This window comes from Fibrobacter sp. UWR2 (assembly GCF_002210285.1).
Classification (GTDB): Bacteria; Fibrobacterota; Fibrobacteria; order Fibrobacterales; family Fibrobacteraceae; genus Fibrobacter.
This window is the reverse complement of the sequence record NZ_MWQE01000012.1, coordinates 1-15,728: the sequence shown is the minus strand read 5'-3', so window position 1 is coordinate 15,728 and position 15,728 is coordinate 1. Positions and strand designations below refer to the sequence as shown.

At 53.5% G+C, this 15,728-nt stretch carries 13 protein-coding genes; 4 read left to right on the top strand and 9 right to left on the bottom strand.

Annotation, left to right across the window (positions count from 1 at the left end; translation table 11 throughout):
- Nucleotides 1-3 precede the first annotated feature (3 nt).
- The 5 genes from B7994_RS12840 to metE form a co-directional block, all read right to left on the bottom strand.
- Nucleotides 4-1,956 carry a glycoside hydrolase gene (locus tag B7994_RS12840; protein WP_088638866.1) on the bottom strand — a complete coding sequence of 651 codons (1,953 nt, stop codon included), beginning with the start codon at nucleotides 1,954-1,956 and terminating at the stop codon, nucleotides 4-6.
- Nucleotides 1,957-2,065: 109 nt separating this feature from the next.
- Nucleotides 2,066-3,628 (bottom strand): phosphomannomutase, encoded by a 1,563-nt coding sequence (locus B7994_RS12835; protein ID WP_088638865.1) that lies wholly within the window; start codon nucleotides 3,626-3,628, stop codon nucleotides 2,066-2,068.
- A 132-nt stretch (nucleotides 3,629-3,760) separates the two neighbouring features.
- On the bottom strand, nucleotides 3,761-4,687 hold the full coding sequence (gene cysK, locus B7994_RS12830; protein WP_088638864.1) for a cysteine synthase A: 927 nt from the start codon (nucleotides 4,685-4,687) through the stop codon (nucleotides 3,761-3,763).
- Nucleotides 4,688-4,711: 24 nt separating this feature from the next.
- Nucleotides 4,712-5,998 (bottom strand): O-acetylhomoserine aminocarboxypropyltransferase/cysteine synthase family protein, encoded by a 1,287-nt coding sequence (locus B7994_RS12825; protein ID WP_088638863.1) that lies wholly within the window; start codon nucleotides 5,996-5,998, stop codon nucleotides 4,712-4,714.
- A 263-nt stretch (nucleotides 5,999-6,261) separates the two neighbouring features.
- Nucleotides 6,262-8,535 carry a 5-methyltetrahydropteroyltriglutamate--homocysteine S-methyltransferase gene (gene metE, locus B7994_RS12820; RefSeq protein ID WP_088638862.1) on the bottom strand — a complete coding sequence of 758 codons (2,274 nt, stop codon included), beginning with the start codon at nucleotides 8,533-8,535 and terminating at the stop codon, nucleotides 6,262-6,264.
- A gap of 139 nt (nucleotides 8,536-8,674) precedes the next feature.
- Here metE and B7994_RS12815 point away from each other — a divergent pair, with 139 nt between their 5' ends.
- Nucleotides 8,675-9,604 carry a LysR family transcriptional regulator gene (locus tag B7994_RS12815; protein ID WP_088638861.1) on the top strand — a complete coding sequence of 310 codons (930 nt, stop codon included), beginning with the start codon at nucleotides 8,675-8,677 and terminating at the stop codon, nucleotides 9,602-9,604.
- Nucleotides 9,605-9,705: 101 nt separating this feature from the next.
- Nucleotides 9,706-10,482: a hypothetical protein gene (locus tag B7994_RS12810; RefSeq protein ID WP_144063894.1), complete on the top strand. Its 777-nt coding sequence runs from the start codon at nucleotides 9,706-9,708 to the stop codon at nucleotides 10,480-10,482.
- A 1-nt stretch (nucleotide 10,483) separates the two neighbouring features.
- On the opposite strand, the gene B7994_RS12805 is transcribed toward B7994_RS12810, so the two are convergent.
- On the bottom strand, nucleotides 10,484-11,908 hold the full coding sequence (locus B7994_RS12805; protein WP_088638909.1) for a PLP-dependent aminotransferase family protein: 1,425 nt from the start codon (nucleotides 11,906-11,908) through the stop codon (nucleotides 10,484-10,486).
- 140 nt (nucleotides 11,909-12,048) lie between these two features.
- Between B7994_RS12805 and pdxS the strand changes: the two genes are divergently transcribed.
- Nucleotides 12,049-12,927, top strand: coding sequence for a pyridoxal 5'-phosphate synthase lyase subunit PdxS (gene pdxS / locus B7994_RS12800; RefSeq protein WP_088638859.1), 879 nt, complete (start codon nucleotides 12,049-12,051; stop codon nucleotides 12,925-12,927).
- The gene (pdxT, locus tag B7994_RS12795; protein WP_088638858.1) at nucleotides 12,927-13,541 is read left to right on the top strand and encodes a pyridoxal 5'-phosphate synthase glutaminase subunit PdxT; all 615 of its coding nucleotides are present in this window, start codon (nucleotides 12,927-12,929) and stop codon (nucleotides 13,539-13,541) included. The genes pdxS and pdxT overlap by 1 nt, the downstream gene beginning before the upstream one ends.
- Before the next feature lie 78 nt (nucleotides 13,542-13,619).
- Here pdxT and B7994_RS12790 read toward each other — a convergent pair whose 3' ends face one another.
- The 3 genes from B7994_RS12790 to B7994_RS12780 form a co-directional block, all read right to left on the bottom strand.
- Nucleotides 13,620-14,177: a carboxymuconolactone decarboxylase family protein gene (locus B7994_RS12790; RefSeq protein ID WP_088638857.1), complete on the bottom strand. Its 558-nt coding sequence runs from the start codon at nucleotides 14,175-14,177 to the stop codon at nucleotides 13,620-13,622.
- 58 nt (nucleotides 14,178-14,235) lie between these two features.
- The gene (locus B7994_RS12785; RefSeq protein WP_088638856.1) at nucleotides 14,236-15,396 is read right to left on the bottom strand and encodes an iron-containing alcohol dehydrogenase; all 1,161 of its coding nucleotides are present in this window, start codon (nucleotides 15,394-15,396) and stop codon (nucleotides 14,236-14,238) included.
- A gap of 92 nt (nucleotides 15,397-15,488) precedes the next feature.
- Nucleotides 15,489-15,728: PLP-dependent transferase (locus B7994_RS12780; protein WP_198957849.1), on the bottom strand; the 240-nt coding region annotated here is incomplete at its 5' end.

Sequence of the window (15,728 nt, the reverse complement as noted above, 5' to 3'; positions counted from 1 at the left end):
TCGCTATTCCACGCGAACCTTGCGCACGTTCTTCCCGGCGCGGAGCAAGTACACGCCTGCATTCAGCGAACGTACCTTTTCTTCGCGCATTGCACCGAGGTAATGACCCTGCACGTCAAAGACCTGCACCGGTTCGTTGGTCCAAAGCGCCCCCAGCGGGCACATGCCAAAATCGCGCAATGCCACCGCCGACGTATCGCCTGTAGAATCCTGCTCGCTCGTATCGGGTTCCACGAACGGGTGCGCCGGATCGTCCACCACCACCTTGAAGGTCACGGAGCCTTCGCAACCCGAAGCGTTCGTATGCACCGCCTTGTAGTAGCCGCTCTTGGTGCCGTCCATGTTCTTGAAGCGGATTTCGCGGCTGGTAGAAGTAAAGCCGTTCGGGCCGCTCCACACCCAGCGCCCGCCTTCCCACGGGTGCGGGCCAATCACCAGCGAGTCACCCTTGTTCAGCTTCACGTCAGTCGTCTCGTCCCAGCCGGTATTGTTGTGGATTTTCACGTACGGGATGATGGAATCCGGCTTGCAGGCGCCACCTTCGGCACCGTCAATCACCATCGTGGTGATCGTGTTGGCCTTCGCTGTCATCGAGAGTGCCTTGCCCGAAACCGCGATATCAGATTGTTTGGTCAAGCTGCCGGGCAGTTCGAACCGCACCACCTTCGCGCTCGTGCCAATCTTCACGAACTCGCCCAGGTCGAATTCATACTTCACGTCGCTAGAGCCGCTGTTGCGCACGATAAGCACCAGGGCGCCATCGGGCGTGAGTGCCGCAAGCGTATTGCCGTTATCGCTATCGATAATGCGGGACCCCGGACGGATGTAGCGGCTGAATGCGGCGTGCATGTAGTAGCGCGCGTTCGGCGTAAAGGTCTGCTTGCTGTGGTTGAGCGCAAGGCTGCGCCAGTTTTCGGCCGGGTCGCCAATCTGCCAGTCTATCCACGCTTCCGCATGCATGTCGCGCAGGTCCTGGATAATCACGTTCGCCATCCAGAGCGCGATGTGCTCGTCGCCGCTCTTGCTGAGCGGGCCCGTTTCGGACTGCCAAAGGCGCTTGTTCAGGCCGAAGGCGCGGTTGAAAAGCTGCTTGCGGTAGCTGCCGTCGGAATAACTGTGCGTGTTCACCTGACCCAGGTAAGAGAGCGCCTCCGCGGTGTAGTTGCCCAGCTGGTCGTGCGCCTGCTTGATGGACGTCTCGTCGGCAGCGCTCACCGACGTCTCCGGGAAGAGCCCCTTCTTCTGGAGCGCCTTGCCGAGTTCCACAATCATCCTGGACTGGTTGTTCTTGAAACCGCAGCCTTCCTGCCCGCCGTTCGACTTCCACCAGCCGGCGCTCGGCTCGTTGAAAGGTTCCACCGTGCGGAACGTGAGCCCCCATTCCGTCTTGAAGTGCAGCGCCACTTCGGAGAGGTAATCCGCGAAGTCGTCAAAGTAGTCTTCCTTGAGGTTGTCGCTGCCGTCGCTACTTCCCGAAACACAGCCGCTCTTGGTCATCCACCACGGGGGCGAATTGCTGAATGCCTCGAAAATCGGGTCCTTCACGCGCTTGGCGAGTTCCAATGCAATCGTGCGCTGGTACGGGTCGGCCGTCCAGTCGTAATCGCCTTTTTCTGTCGGCTTGTAACCCGGAACCTTGCCGCCGCCGTCACCCTTCGTGAGGTGGTCATGGCCCGGCTGGTCGCCGCCGCCGATGTTGTAGCGGAAAATCGTGTAGCCCAGTCCCGTATCGGGGTCGGCAATCGCACCGATGAGCTTGCTGCGGTTCGCCTCGCTCCAGGCGCCCGCCTTCACGGCCCACCAGCAGAGGCTCGTGCCCCAGCCTTCGAAAACCTGGTATTTTTTGCCGGGGTCGACAACGACCTTAGTTTGTGCAAAGGCCAACGACGAAAAAGCCGTCGCGAATACAGCCGCAGCAACGCACGGAACAACATGACTGTGCGAAAGAAAATTCATAGACCAACTCCATTCCACATGCCGAAAAGGGCATATATCTAAATATACCCTAACTGGAGTCGATTGTCAAATGTGGACTTTTTCGGCCTGATTTACAAAAACCGGCAACTTACTTGCGCCAGCCTTCCATAACCTTCATGCAGCCCGCAAGCAGTTCGTCGGAGCGGTCCTTGGCCTCGGTTTCCACGTAGCAGCGGAATTCCGGAGCGTTGCCGCTCGGGCGCAGGTGCACGATATCGCCGGAATCAAATTCCATGCGGTAACCATCCGTCTCATCGATGGCGACAACTTCACCATGGAAGGGCCTCGGAGTTGAACCGTCCTTGGGCTTGAACTTGGAGGGTTTCGCTGTCAAGGAACCGAAGAGTTTTGCACCGAGTTTCTGTTCGCGGATTTCGGCAAGTTTTGCCTTCGAGATTTCGGTCGGAAATTCCTTGAGGCGGTCGCTCACAGTAAAGCGCTTCGGGAGTTTCTTGAGCAGGTCTACCACGCACATGCGTTCTTCGCGCACGCGGACCATCACGGCAATCATCGGGAGCAACGCATCGCGGGTCGGCAGCGCCGGCAGCGTGCGGGTCGCGCGCATCTCGCCGCCGCGACCATCGCTATCAATAAATTCGCGCGTTAAATTCGTCTGCAGCAAAAAGCCGCCGTTGGCCTCGTAGCCTGCGACGGACACGGATGCGTCGGCATTGTCGACCAGGCTTTCCATGCCGGCGATTACATACGGGCTACCGATGCGCGTGCGGCAAATCTTCTCGAAGCTGCCGCATTTTTCGAGCGACGTATTGCAACTCACCGGAGTTGCAATGCGCTTGACGCCAAGCGCCTGGGCAGCGAGGATGCCCAGCACGTCGCCACGCAGCCACATGCCCACATCGTCTGCCAAGAGCGGGCGGTCGCTATCGCCGTCGGTACTGAAAATCGCATCCACAAAATCCTTGTGCGCAAATTCGCGGGCAAGTTCTTCATCTTCTTTGCGAATCGCTTCCGTATCCACCGGAATAAAAGTTTCACTGCGGGCAAAAGGCTTCACCGTAGCGCCCAGGCTTTCCAAGACCTTCACCACGATGTCGCGGCCCACGGCGGAATGCTGATACACGCCAATGGTAAGGCCCTGCAAGGCTTTGGTACCGAAAAATTCCGGATAGCGCTTGCAGTAATTTTCTTCGGCTTCCATCTCGACTGCCGGGAGAGCGGGCGCATTTTTCAGCATGCCGTTCGCATCAAAAATATTTTCGTCAAAGTCCACCGCCTGCGAGACGATTCCCTGTTCGTCCTTCTTGGAAATTTCACCCTGCGGGTGGTTGAACTTGATGCCGTTGCGGTCGGCCGGAATGTGGCTGCCCGTCACCATGATGGTCGGGAGCGCCTTGTCGATGCCGTACAGCGCAATCGCCGGGCTCGGAATGCGACCGCAGTACACAACCTTCCACGCGCTGTCCTCGCCCGCCTTCACGAGCGCCTTCAAAATGCGTTCCGTACTCGGGCGCAAGTCACCCGCAATCGCAATCGCGTGTTCACACTTGTAGCTCTGTTCGCAGTACTTGATGAACGAGCGTGCATAAACATAGCACACGCGGTCCGTCATCGCGGTCACCAGGCCGCGGGCTCCGCTCGTGCCGAATGCCACGCCGGACTGTTTCATCACTTCTTGCATCGTAACGCTCATAAACACCTCATTTTGTTCAACAGGCGCTTCCATTTTTTAACTGCGCGCCATGCCGAAAGTTTCGCAATTGAAAAATAGAAAAAGGCCCTCCAGGTATAAAACCCAGGGGGCCGGAGATGTGAAAGTTATACACTAATCTGCGAACAAGGCGGTAGAGAGATAGCGGTCGCCGGTATCCGGGAGGAGAGCGACAATCGTCTTACCCTTGTTTTCGGGGCGCTTTGCGAGTTCCTTTGCAGCCCAGAGAGCAGCGCCGGAAGAAATACCCACGAGCACGCCTTCCTTTTTGCCGATTTCGCGGCCGGCTTCGAAAGCAGCTTCATTTTCGACAGCGATGATTTCGTCGTAGACCTTGGTGTTGAGCGTATCAGGAACGAAGCCCGCACCGATGCCCTGGATCTTGTGGGAGCCTGCGACGCCCTTGCTGAGCACCGGAGAGCTGGCAGGTTCAACGGCCACGACCTTCACGTTCGGGTTCTGACTCTTGAGGTATTCACCCACGCCAGAAACAGTACCACCCGTACCGACACCGGCAACAAAGATGTCCACCTTGCCATCGGTATCTTCCCAGATTTCGGGGCCAGTGGTAGCCTTGTGGGCAGCCGGGTTGGCCGGGTTCACGAACTGGCCCGGGATGAAGCTGTTCGGAATTTCCTTAGCAAGTTCATCGGCCTTGGCAATAGCGCCCTTCATGCCCTTCGCACCTTCGGTGAGCACAAGTTCGGCACCGTAGGCCTTCATCAGCTGGCGGCGTTCCACGCTCATGGTCTCCGGCATCACGATGATGATGCGGTAACCGCGGGCAGCGGCGACGGAAGCAAGACCAATGCCGGTGTTACCGGAAGTCGGTTCGATGATGACAGCGCCCTTCTTGAGCTTTCCGCTCTTTTCGGCGTCATCGAGCATCGCCTTGGCGATACGGTCCTTCACGGAACCTGCGGGGTTGAAGTATTCGAGCTTCGCCAAAATCTTGGCGCCGAGGCCTTCTTCGACGTGGGTGAGTTCGAGAAGCGGGGTGTGACCAATGAGCTGGTCGGCAGAGGTATAAATTTTTGACATGGTGAAATTCCTTTTTTTGTTTAATTAAATGTTGTTCAATGCCTGGTCAAGGTCGTTGATGATATCTTCGTAGTGTTCCGTACCGATGGAGAGGCGGATCGTTGCCGGAGAAATGCCTGCAGCGGCGAGTTCTTCCGGAGTGAGTTCCGAGTGGGTCGTGGTGTACGGGTGAACCACAAGGCTCTTCACGTCGGCGACGTTAGCGAGCAAGCTGAAAATCTTGAGGCTATCGATGAACTTGAAGGCTTCTTCCTGGCCGCCCTTCACGTCGAACGTGAAGATGGAACCGCCGCCGTTCGGGAAGTAGCGTTCGTAAAGCTTGTGGTCCGGATGGTCGGCAAAGCTCGGGTGGTTCACCTTCGCGACCTTCGGGTGCTTCACGAGGAACTCGAGAACCTTCTTGGTGTTTTCCACATGGCGGTCAAGGCGGAGCGAAAGCGTTTCGGTGCCCTGAAGCAGGAGGAAAGCGTTGAACGGGGAAATCGCAGCACCTTCGTCGCGGAGGAGAATAGCGCGGATGTAAACGATGTAGGCAGCAGCGCCGGCAGCAGCGGTAAACGGAACGCCGTAGCTCGGGTTCGTTTCGGTGAACTGCGGGAACTTGCCACTTGCAGCCCAGTCAAACTTGCCACCATCGACGATGATGCCGCCAAGGGTCGTACCGTGACCGCCGATGAACTTGGTGGCGGAGTGGATCACGATGTCGGCGCCGTGTTCCAGCGGGCGGATCAGGTAAGGAGTACCGAAGGTGTTGTCGATGAGCACCGGAATCTTGTGCTTGTGGGCGATTTCAGAAATCGCTTCGATATCCGGGATGTCGGAGTGCGGGTTGCCGAGAGTTTCGATGAGCACGAGCTTCGTGTTGTCCTTGATGGAGCTTTCGACTTCCTTCAGGTCGCGGGTGTTCACGAACGTAGTGTCGATGCCGAACGGGCGGAGCGTGTGCTGCAAGAGGTTGTAGGTGCCGCCGTAGATGGTGCGCTGGGCAACCACGTGGTCACCCTTGCGGGCGAGAGCCGTGATGGCGTAAGTGAGGGCAGCTGCACCGGAAGCGACGGCGAGGCCAGCGATACCGCCTTCGAGAGCGGCGATGCGCTTTTCAAAAACGTCCTGCGTCGTGTTGGTGAGGCGGCCGTAGATGTTGCCCGCATCTTTCAGATGGAAGCGGTCAGAGGCGTGCTGAGCGCTGTGGAAAACGTAAGAGGTGGTCTGGTAAATAGGAACCGCGCGGGAATCGGTTGCGGGGTCTGCCTGTTCCTGGCCAACGTGGAGCTGAAGCGTTTCGAAATGGAGTTTGTTCTGTGTTGTCATTTGTGAAATTCCTTTTTAATCGGGGTGATTAATTTTCTGTACTGGGTGTAAATTAGAACCTTTTTCCTACCTTTTCAATAGGGAAATAACGAAAACGGAGTCAATTTTTCTTACATTTTTCTTACCAATAGTTTTTGCCTATAACTAGTGTATAGGAAAAGGCTATTAAAACGCCCCAAATCAACAAAAATCACCCTAAAAGCGTAAAAGTCCTGCAAGCGGGGGAGCCTGCAGGACTTGTTGAGGTGTAAAACGGAAATTTCTTAGACTTCGGCGCGCAACTGCTTTGCTGCGGCAACCAGGTTCTTGAGACTTGCGGTCGTTTCTGCTTCGCCACGGGTCTTGAGGCCGCAATCGGGGTTCACCCACACATTAGCCTGCGGAACCTTGTCTATAATCTTGTGGATTGTCTTCACAATCTCATCCACGGAAGGCACGCGCGGTGAATGAATGTCGTACACACCCGGGCCCACCTGCGTTTCAAAACGGGCTTCGTTGAGCGCATCGAGCAGCTTGAGGTCGGAACGGCTTGCCTCGAACGTGATGACATCGGCATCCATCGCATCGATATCCTTCACGATATCGTTGAATTCACTGTAGCACATGTGCGTGTGGATCTGCGTTTCGGGCCTGACCTTTGCATGCACCAGGCGGAACGCGGGGATAGCCCAGTCGAGGTATTCCTTGTGCCAGTCACTCTTGCGCAGCGGCAGCTTTTCGCGGAGGGCGGCTTCGTCAATCTGGATAATCTTGATGCCGTTCTTTTCGAGGTCTAAAACTTCGTCGCGGATGGCAAGGCCAATCTGCTGTGCCTGCGTCTTGAGCGAAATATCTTCGCGCGGGAAAGACCAGTTGAGGATTGTCACGGGGCCGGTAAGCATACCCTTCACGGGCTTGCTCGTCTGCTTCTGCGCAAACACGGACCACTCGACAGTGATTGGCTTGCTGCGGTGAATATCGCCCCACACTACAGGCGGCTTGACGCAGCGCGTGCCGTAGCTCTGCACCCAGGCGTTCTGCGTGAAGATGAACCCGTCAATCTGCGTACCGAAATATTCCACCATGTCGTTGCGTTCGAATTCGCCATGCACAATCACGTCGAGGCCGATGCTTTCTTGCAGGGCAATGCACTGCGCAATCTTCTTCTGGTTGAACGTCACATACTGTTCGCGGGTGATTTCGCCCTTCCTGAAGGCGGCGCGGTTCGCACGGACTTCGGCCGTCTGCGGGAACGACCCAATAGTCGTCGTGGGGTAAGCCGGGAGGTTAAATTCGGCAGCCTGGATGTTGCGGCGCTCCGCACGGGCAGGGCTACGCACAAAGTCAGAATCATTGAGGGCAGCCAGCGCAGACTGCACCGAAGGTGTAGCCTTCACGCGGTCGATCCCGAAGAGCGTCCTGTTCTTTTCGATGGCATCCGGATTTTCCGATGCAATATCAGAAAGTTCCACAAGCTTTTCTTCGGCAAAGGCAAAATGCTTCAAGATTTCCGGAGAGAGCTTCTGTTCAGCAGCAACCGTATACGGCACATGCAACAGCGAGCACGAAGTACCCACAACCAGGCGGGAAGCATCGACAACCTTCTCGATTTCAATCAGAAGGAGATTTTTCTTTTCGTAATCGGCGCGCCAGATGTTCTTGCCGTTCACCACGCCCGCAAACAAAGTGGCGTTTTTCGGGAAGCCCGTCTTGAGCAGTTCAAGGGACTTGATGCCTTCGACAAAGTCGATACCGATACCGTCGAAACCGAGCGAAACGACTTCTTGATAGACATCGCGGATATCACCGAAGTAAGTCTGCAAAAGGACCTTAACCGAAGCCTTCGCGTGCAACTGTTCCAGAAGGGCGCTATAGATGGCCTTGAAGAACTGCTTGTCTTCTTCACTCAAGTCGAAGACGAGCGCGGGTTCGGCAAAGCTAACCCACTCGGCTCCGGCCGCCGCCAGCTGTTCGGCCAGCTTCAAGTAGGCGTTCACCGCAGGTGTCGCGAATGCAGAAGCATTCCTCTTGCCATTGTAGCGGGCAAGCTTCAAGAAGGTATAAGGTCCAACGAGGCTAGGCACTGTATGTACCCCGGCGGCCTTCGCCTCGTTGTATTCCCGAAGGGGCTTCACATCGCCTGCAACAGCAAGTTCAGTAGAGTCGTCCAATTCGGGAACAATATAGTGATAGTTCGTATTGAACCATTTCTTCATCGGGAGGGCCTTGACATCGCCCTTTTCGCCCTGATAGCCGTGCGCAGCGGCAAAATACGTTTCAAGTTCAGAAAGTCCAAGTTCCTTGTAGCGCGCAGGCACGGCCCCGAGCAAGAACGCCGTATCAAGAACGTTATCGTAGAACGAAAAATCATTGGACGGAATGAAGTCAATGCCAGCCGCCTTTTGCTTCTGCCAACCGTACAGGCGGATTTCGGCCGCCGTCTTCTGCAGTTCTGCTTCAGAAATTTCGCCCTTGAAGAATTTTTCACTTGCAAACTTGAGTTCACGAGCCTTACCAATACGCGGGAAACCAATTACTGATGTTTTTTTCGTTGTCATACCGCTTTACCTACCTTTTTTATATGTTATTTTGTTCGTGTGCAAATATACCATCTTTTTTGAAATAGGTAAAATACTATTTTTTATCACATCACCATAGTTTAAATCTATGGTGGATAACCAGCAATAAAATAACACTATGACTTTACAACAACTTAAATACGCCGTAGCGGTCGCCGACACGCTAAATATCACCGAAGCATCCAAGCGAGTCTTTATATCGCAGCCCAGCCTGACAGCTGCTATTCACGAACTCGAAGAAGAAATGGGTGTAACGATTTTCATTCGCAGCAACAAGGGCGTCACCATCACGAACGAAGGCGACGAGTTCCTCTCCTATGCGCGTCAGGTTCTTGAACAAGCCTCGCTCCTCGAAGAACACTACAAGGGGGGCGAAAACGGGAACACGATTTTTTCCGTCAGTTGCCAGCACTATTCCTTCGCCGTAAACGCCTTTGTCGATGTTATCCGCAAGTTTGGCGGCCCCAGTTACGACTTCACGCTCCGCGAGACGCAGACAAACGAAATCATCGATGATGTCACCAAGATGAAAAGTGAAATTGGAGTGCTCTACCTGAGCGGCAAAAACGAAAAAGTCATTCGCAACCTGATTCGGAAAAACAACTTGGTATTCGAGCCCTTGTTCACTACACCGTTGCACGTGTTCATGTCGTCCAAGAACCCGCTCGCCAAAAAGGAACGCATCACGCTTGCCGATCTAAAACCGTTCCCGTACCTGACATACGAACAAGGCAACTTCAATTCCTTCTACTTCGCCGAAGAACCGCTCACCGCCATCGACTTCGACTGCCCGCGAAATATAAAAGTCCGTGACCGCGCCACACTTTTCAACTTGCTGATTGGCCTCGACGGCTACACCATCTGCTCCGGCGTCATCAGCCACAAGCTAAACGGCAAGGAAATTATCGCAAAGCCGCTTTCTGTAATCGACAAGATGACCATCGGCTACGTAATGCGAAAAAGCGTAACGCCATCGCGCTACGCCCAAGCTTATATCGCCGCCCTAATGCGGCACTGCCATGTCAAAGAAAAAAGAGATGATTCCTGACAACATTTTTCAATGACGCCTGTCACGTAAAAAAGTTCGGCACACATTATCCTTTCAATAAAAACTAATTTTAGATGCGTTAGTAAAAATATGGAGGGAACATGAAAAAAATCTTATTCTGCCTTTTGGCAGCAATGCAATATGCGTCGGCAAATTCCTGCACCGGCCTCTATTTCCAAATTCTGTCCAATTTATACTTGAAGCCTAATGCCGAATTCCAGCTAGATTCCCTTTCCATGCCCGGAGTAGGCTCAATGAAATACTCCTATGCCGAAGGCAGACTCGACAATTATCAATCGACATCCTATCAGGACAATTCGACAACAGAATACAAGTACTACTGGAATCAAGACCCCAACAAGCTGACTAAAACAGGCTATGAATATTTGATGAAGGATTCTTCGTCTGCAGACACCACGTATATTTCTGAAGACTTTTACGGCTTTGGAACATTGGGGCAACAACGTTCCATCAAGCTTACAGCCAACGCGGCGCAAATATTGACAAAAAGCCTAGACTTCGGGACATCCGGATATTCCGAAATAATCCTTACAGGCGATTCCATTGTGCATACAACCTATAAAGGGGCCGACAAGGAATCAGGAATTCGTTCAATAGACGTGTACGTAAGCGATTCAAGCGATTCCAAATGTTACGAAACCTCTTCCGAGGGTGATACGGTTTCGACCATCACGTACGCCTCCAGCGAAAACAACTATACCCTGAAAATTCAATCGGACGAATTCACGACTTACTATTACTTCACCTATACGAAGCAAGAGACGACGGCCATCCGCAAAAAGGGAATCCGCGCTTCTGTTCTCCCGAAGAGCCGTTCGTTTGACCTTCTCGGGCGAACCGTAAACAAAAAGTATTAGGTTAGATGTAACCCTGAACCAGCGCCTGCACAGCCTTCTGCATGTTCTTCTTTTCAACAGAAGAATAGTTGATGACGAATTTGTGCACGGAAGGTTCAGCCTTGAAATAGTATTCCGAGAGAGCCTTTATGTTGACACCCTTTTGACGCAGGCGCCTGCATACTTCATCGTCGGAGCATTTGGTGCGGACTTCCAGAATAAAATGCAAGCCAGCATCTTCTTCATAAATACTTGCAACATCGGAAAGGCGGCTCTTGCGAATAGCAGTCAGCAACGCATCGCGCTTGGCGCGGTATAAGTTGCGCATGCGATTGATGTGCGTTTCGTAATACCCGAGATTCAGAAATTTCGCCATCACGTATTGGTCAAGATTCGATACTGTACACGAATAGAACGAAAGCTCGTCGCGAAATTTTTCGGCAAGGTGCGGCGGGAGCACCATGTATGCGATTCGGATGGCCGACGTCATTGTCTTGGAAAATGTATTCAGATAGATGACCTTTTCGGTAACATCGATATTCTGCAAGGCGGGAATCGGTTTGCCGGTCATGCGCAATTCGCTGTCGTAGTCGTCTTCTACGATATAGCGTTTCGGGGATTCTGCCGCCCAACTGAGCAAGCGATAACGCTCTCCCACAGGCATCACCTTTCCCGTCGGGAAATGGTGCGACGGGGAAATGTGAACGATGTCCGCTTCGGACTTTTTCACAGCATCGGTAAAATCATCACCTTGAATAGGAATGTGGCAAACCTTGACACCGTACTGGCCATATATTTTCGAAATCTTGGCCCAGCCCGGATCCTCGACGGCATAGCACTTGTCAAAGCCGAGCAACTGGACTAGCAGCCCATACAGATAGTCCGTACCGGCACCTATCACAATCTGCTCCGGTGCCACCTGAATATTCCTGAATTCCCGGAGCATGCGGGCAATAGCGCAGCGCAATTCCAATGTGCCAGAGCCTTGAGAGACCTTCAGCAAATCCCTCTGCCTTTCGCAAAGAACCTCGCGAGTAATCTTTGCCCAAGTGGTAAAGGGGAACGCCTCGATATCGGCCCCGTTACTCGCAAAGTCGGCGATGTATTTGGAATCTGTATGTTCCGATTCTTCAAGCATACCCGCACGGAACCTACGGGTGTGCGGCACCTTTCGCTTGCGCTGTGTAGTAGATTTTACAGAAGCATTGATATCAGCGACAAAAAATCCCTTCTTAGGGAGCGAATAGACAAAGCCTTCCGTCAGGAGTTGCGCATAAGCGTTTTCGACAGTCACTACGCTGACGCCCAAATTCCGTGCCAAATTCCTTTTGGAAGGGAGCTGCTCTTCGGCAAGGATGTTCCCGCTTACGATATCCTTTTTGATGCACTGGTAAAGGTAATGGTAGAGGCTGTTTGCACCCGCCTTAGACATATCATAACTAAACATCATCTGACCTTATTCTATTTGTATATCTGGTATTAAACTGACCTTATTAAAATAATAAAAAACTGAATATTGAGCAAGTCTAGGGAATGTTTTAAATTACGCCTTGAAAACAAACGATTCACTTTTTCAAGGAGATTTACATGGCAGACCAGAACCGTTACGAACTCAACAAGAATCTTGCCCAAATGCTCAAAGGCGGCGTCATTATGGACGTGACCACCCCCGAACAGGCCAAAATTGCCGAGGCCGCAGGCGCCGCCGCCGTCATGGCCCTTGAACGCATCCCGGCCGACATCCGAGCCGCCGGAGGAGTCTCCAGAATGAGCGACCCGAAAATGATCAAGGGAATCCAGGACGCCGTTTCCATCCCGGTCATGGCAAAATGTCGCATCGGTCACTTTGCAGAAGCGCAGATTTTGCAGGCCATCGAAATTGACTACATCGACGAAAGCGAAGTTCTTTCCCCTGCCGATGACGTTTTCCACATCAACAAGCGCGATTTCGAAGTTCCGTTCGTCTGCGGTGCAAAAGATTTGGGAGAAGCGCTCCGCCGTATCGAAGAAGGCGCCTCCATGATTCGCACCAAGGGCGAGCCGGGCACGGGCGACATCGTCCAGGCCGTACGCCACATGCGCCTCATGAACCAGGAAATCGCCCGCATTTCGAGCCTGCGCGAAGACGAACTTTTCAACCGTGCGAAGGAACTCCAGGTGTCGTACGACCTGGTGCGCTACGTTCACGACCACAAGAAACTCCCGGTGGTGAACTTCGCCGCCGGGGGCGTCGCCACCCCTGCCGATGCCGCCCTTATGATGCAGCTCGGCGCCGAAGGCGTATTCGTGGGTTCCGGAATCTTCAAGTCGGGCAACCCCGCCAAACGCGCCGCCGCCATCGTGCAGGCAGTCACCAACTACACCGACGCAAAACTCATCGCCAAGCTTTCCGAAGACCTGGGCGAAGCCATGGTCGGCATCAACGAACAGGAAATTGCTCTGCTCATGGCCGAAAGGGGGAAATAATGAATATTGACAAGCCGCAAATCGGCGTGCTAGCGGTACAGGGGGCATTCATCGAACATGAACGCATCCTGCAAGCGCTCGGCGCCGATGTCTTTGAAATCCGCCAGCTGCGAGACTTGGACCGCACTATCGACGGACTCGTTCTCCCCGGAGGCGAAAGTACCGTACAAGGGAAACTCCTGCGCGACCTCGGGCTTTTTGAACCGCTCAGGGCTAAAATTCAAGCTGGATTGCCCGTACTTGCGACATGTGCAGGCGCCATCCTGCTTGCCGAAAAAATCGCAGGCGAAAAAGACGCCCACTTCGCGACGCTCCCCGCCATTATCCGTCGCAACGCTTACGGCCGACAGCTCGGCAGTTTTTTCACCGAAAATGAGGTCGCGCATATCGGGAAGGTCCCGCAGACATTTATTCGTGCCCCATTCTTCGAATCCGTCAGCGACGATGTGGAGATTCTTTCGCGGACGGCAAGTACAAACGGAAATTCCGATAGCGCAAACACCGAGCAGATTGTCGCCGTGAAATACAGGAATCAAATCGCACTCTCGTTCCACCCGGAACTCAACAGCGACACAAGCATCCACCGATATTTCCTGGACCTGGTCGCTGCATAGGGAATGTACAAAAAAAAGACGCCTCTGAAAAACATCGCTTTTTTCCAGAGACGTCCCTTTTGTGCGGAGAGTACAAAACTACTTGATGTCCTTTCTCCAGGTGGCAGGCTTGAATTCACCCACAATCGGGAGCAAGCGATGGTCCACGTCGATTTTCAACACGGAGTTGAAGTTGTTCGTCGCAATCATCTGGGCGGCAAAGCCCACGATGGCCACGATTTCGGAATCGTTGTAGAACTTGTGCAGTTCCTCGAAGTAAGAATCCGGAACGGAGGTGGGGTCCTTCACGATTTGCCTTGCAAGCTTCACGAGGATTTCTTCGTTCTTCTCGTATTCGAACCCGTTCGGGTCGATTCCGAGAGCCTTCAGGTCGCTGATGAAGAACAGCGAGCAGAGCTGGCAGCTGTTGGTGGTAGAAACCGCGTGGGCGTAGACCGTAGCAGCGCGCTGGCCGATGATTTCCACGAGGCGGGCCCAGCTGGTATACCAGCCCATGAAGGCGTCGAACGTCGCGTAGTCCTGCAACAACGCACGCTTCATGTTGGTGATCTTGCCTGTAGAAACGAGCTTTTCGTAGGCTTCCTTGGCCTTGCCCTGAGCTTCGTCAACCGATTCAATAAATTTTACTCTTGCCATTGTTTGTACTCTCCTTTTGGTGCGTTGGCACCGTTTTGTTTTTGTTTAAGTTTTTTGATTACAGTGCGATTTTCAAAATTTCCTTGATGGCGGCAGCATCCAGCGGCACGTAGTGCCCGACCTTGCCATTGCGCGTAGCACGGGCAGCCATCGCGTCGAAGTCCTTATCGCCAATCTTCAAGTCTGCAAGCGTCGTCGCGAGCCCCAGTTTTTTGAAGAATGCCGCAAGCTTTTCCGAAAGGATCAGCGCACGTTCGGTTTCACTGTAGTTGAAGGAATCTACACCGAACACACGGCTCGCAAGGAGCGCAAGCCTCCAGGGCTTTTTCACCGCCATGTACTTTGTCCAAGCAACAGTCACCACCGCCATGCCTTCGCCGTGAGTGATGTTGTACTGGGCAGAAAGTTCATGTTCGATTCGATGCGAGCCCCAGTCCGCACGACGCCCTGCATCCAGGAACCCGCCATGAGCGACGCTTGCAAGCCACTGGATTTCTCCGCGGGCGTTCACGTCTTTCTGGTTGGCGATGAGCTTGTCTGCATTCACGAGCAACGCACGAATCGCGCCTTCTATCAGGTAGTCCGTGGTGTCGGAATATTTCTCGTCCGAGAAATAGCGTTCCAACAAGTGCGAAAGCACGTCAGCGATGCCCACGAAAGTCTGGTATGCCGGCAGGCCCACCGTGTATTTGGGGTTCATGATGGCGAACTTCGGAATGATTCGGTCATCTTCAAAACCGAGCTTCCATTCACCACTCGAAAGGATTGCCGCATTGGATGTTTCGGAACCGCTCGATGCCGTCGTGGCGATGACACCAATCGGCAATACCTGTTCCGGTGAGATTCCCTTTTCAAAGAAATCCCACACATCTCCCTGGTAAGGTATTCCGAGTGCCACCGCCTTCGCGGTATCGATGGAACTTCCGCCGCCGACGGCCAAGACGAAGTCTACCCCGTTTTCCTTGCCCTGCTTCACGAGTTCGCGAACCAGGTCGATGGATGGGTTCGGCACCACGTTTCCGTTTTCGGAAAAGCGAATCCCGAGTTCATTGACAGCATCCTTGATAGCGTCGTAAATGCCGAGCGTCTTGATAAAGTCTCCGCTGTAAACAAGCTGGAGCGACTTCACCCCGAACGAAGCCAAAAGCGATTTCAGCTTCTGTTCACTATGTTCGCCAAATACAATTTTCGCCGGGTTGTAGTATTCAAAATCTATCATTGTATTCTCCGTACAAAAAAAAAGAATCCAGCCCGACAGTCGTTTCCTAATGGTGAAAACGCTGCCGGATCAGGATACTTCACGTAACCAAACTAAATTGCCGCGAATCCGTTTTCGAGGTCGGCGATGATGTCTTCGTAATGTTCCGTACCGATAGACACGCGGATCGTTGCCGGCGTAATTCCGGCTGCAGCCAATTCTTCCGGAGTGAGTTCCGAATGCGTGGTGGTGTACGGGTGAATCACGAGGCTCTTCACGTCGGCGACGTTAGCGAGCAAGCTGAAAATCTTGAGGCTATCGATGAACTTGAAGGCTTCTTCCTGGCCGCCCTT

Bases quoted from the DNA above. Each gene is read 5' to 3' on its own strand.
- B7994_RS12840 (WP_088638866.1), bottom strand. From the start codon at position 1,956: ATGAATTTTCTTTCGCACAGTCATGTTGTTCCGTGCGTTGCTGCGGCT.
- B7994_RS12835 (WP_088638865.1), bottom strand. From the start codon at position 3,628: ATGAGCGTTACGATGCAAGAAGTGATGAAACAGTCCGGCGTGGCATTC.
- cysK (WP_088638864.1), bottom strand. From the start codon at position 4,687: ATGTCAAAAATTTATACCTCTGCCGACCAGCTCATTGGTCACACCCCG.
- B7994_RS12825 (WP_088638863.1), bottom strand. From the start codon at position 5,998: ATGACAACACAGAACAAACTCCATTTCGAAACGCTTCAGCTCCACGTT.
- metE (WP_088638862.1), bottom strand. From the start codon at position 8,535: ATGACAACGAAAAAAACATCAGTAATTGGTTTCCCGCGTATTGGTAAG.
- B7994_RS12815 (WP_088638861.1), top strand. From the start codon at position 8,675: ATGACTTTACAACAACTTAAATACGCCGTAGCGGTCGCCGACACGCTA.
- B7994_RS12810 (WP_144063894.1), top strand. From the start codon at position 9,706: ATGAAAAAAATCTTATTCTGCCTTTTGGCAGCAATGCAATATGCGTCG.
- B7994_RS12805 (WP_088638909.1), bottom strand. From the start codon at position 11,908: ATGTTTAGTTATGATATGTCTAAGGCGGGTGCAAACAGCCTCTACCAT.
- pdxS (WP_088638859.1), top strand. From the start codon at position 12,049: ATGGCAGACCAGAACCGTTACGAACTCAACAAGAATCTTGCCCAAATG.
- pdxT (WP_088638858.1), top strand. From the start codon at position 12,927: ATGAATATTGACAAGCCGCAAATCGGCGTGCTAGCGGTACAGGGGGCA.
- B7994_RS12790 (WP_088638857.1), bottom strand. From the start codon at position 14,177: ATGGCAAGAGTAAAATTTATTGAATCGGTTGACGAAGCTCAGGGCAAG.
- B7994_RS12785 (WP_088638856.1), bottom strand. From the start codon at position 15,396: ATGATAGATTTTGAATACTACAACCCGGCGAAAATTGTATTTGGCGAA.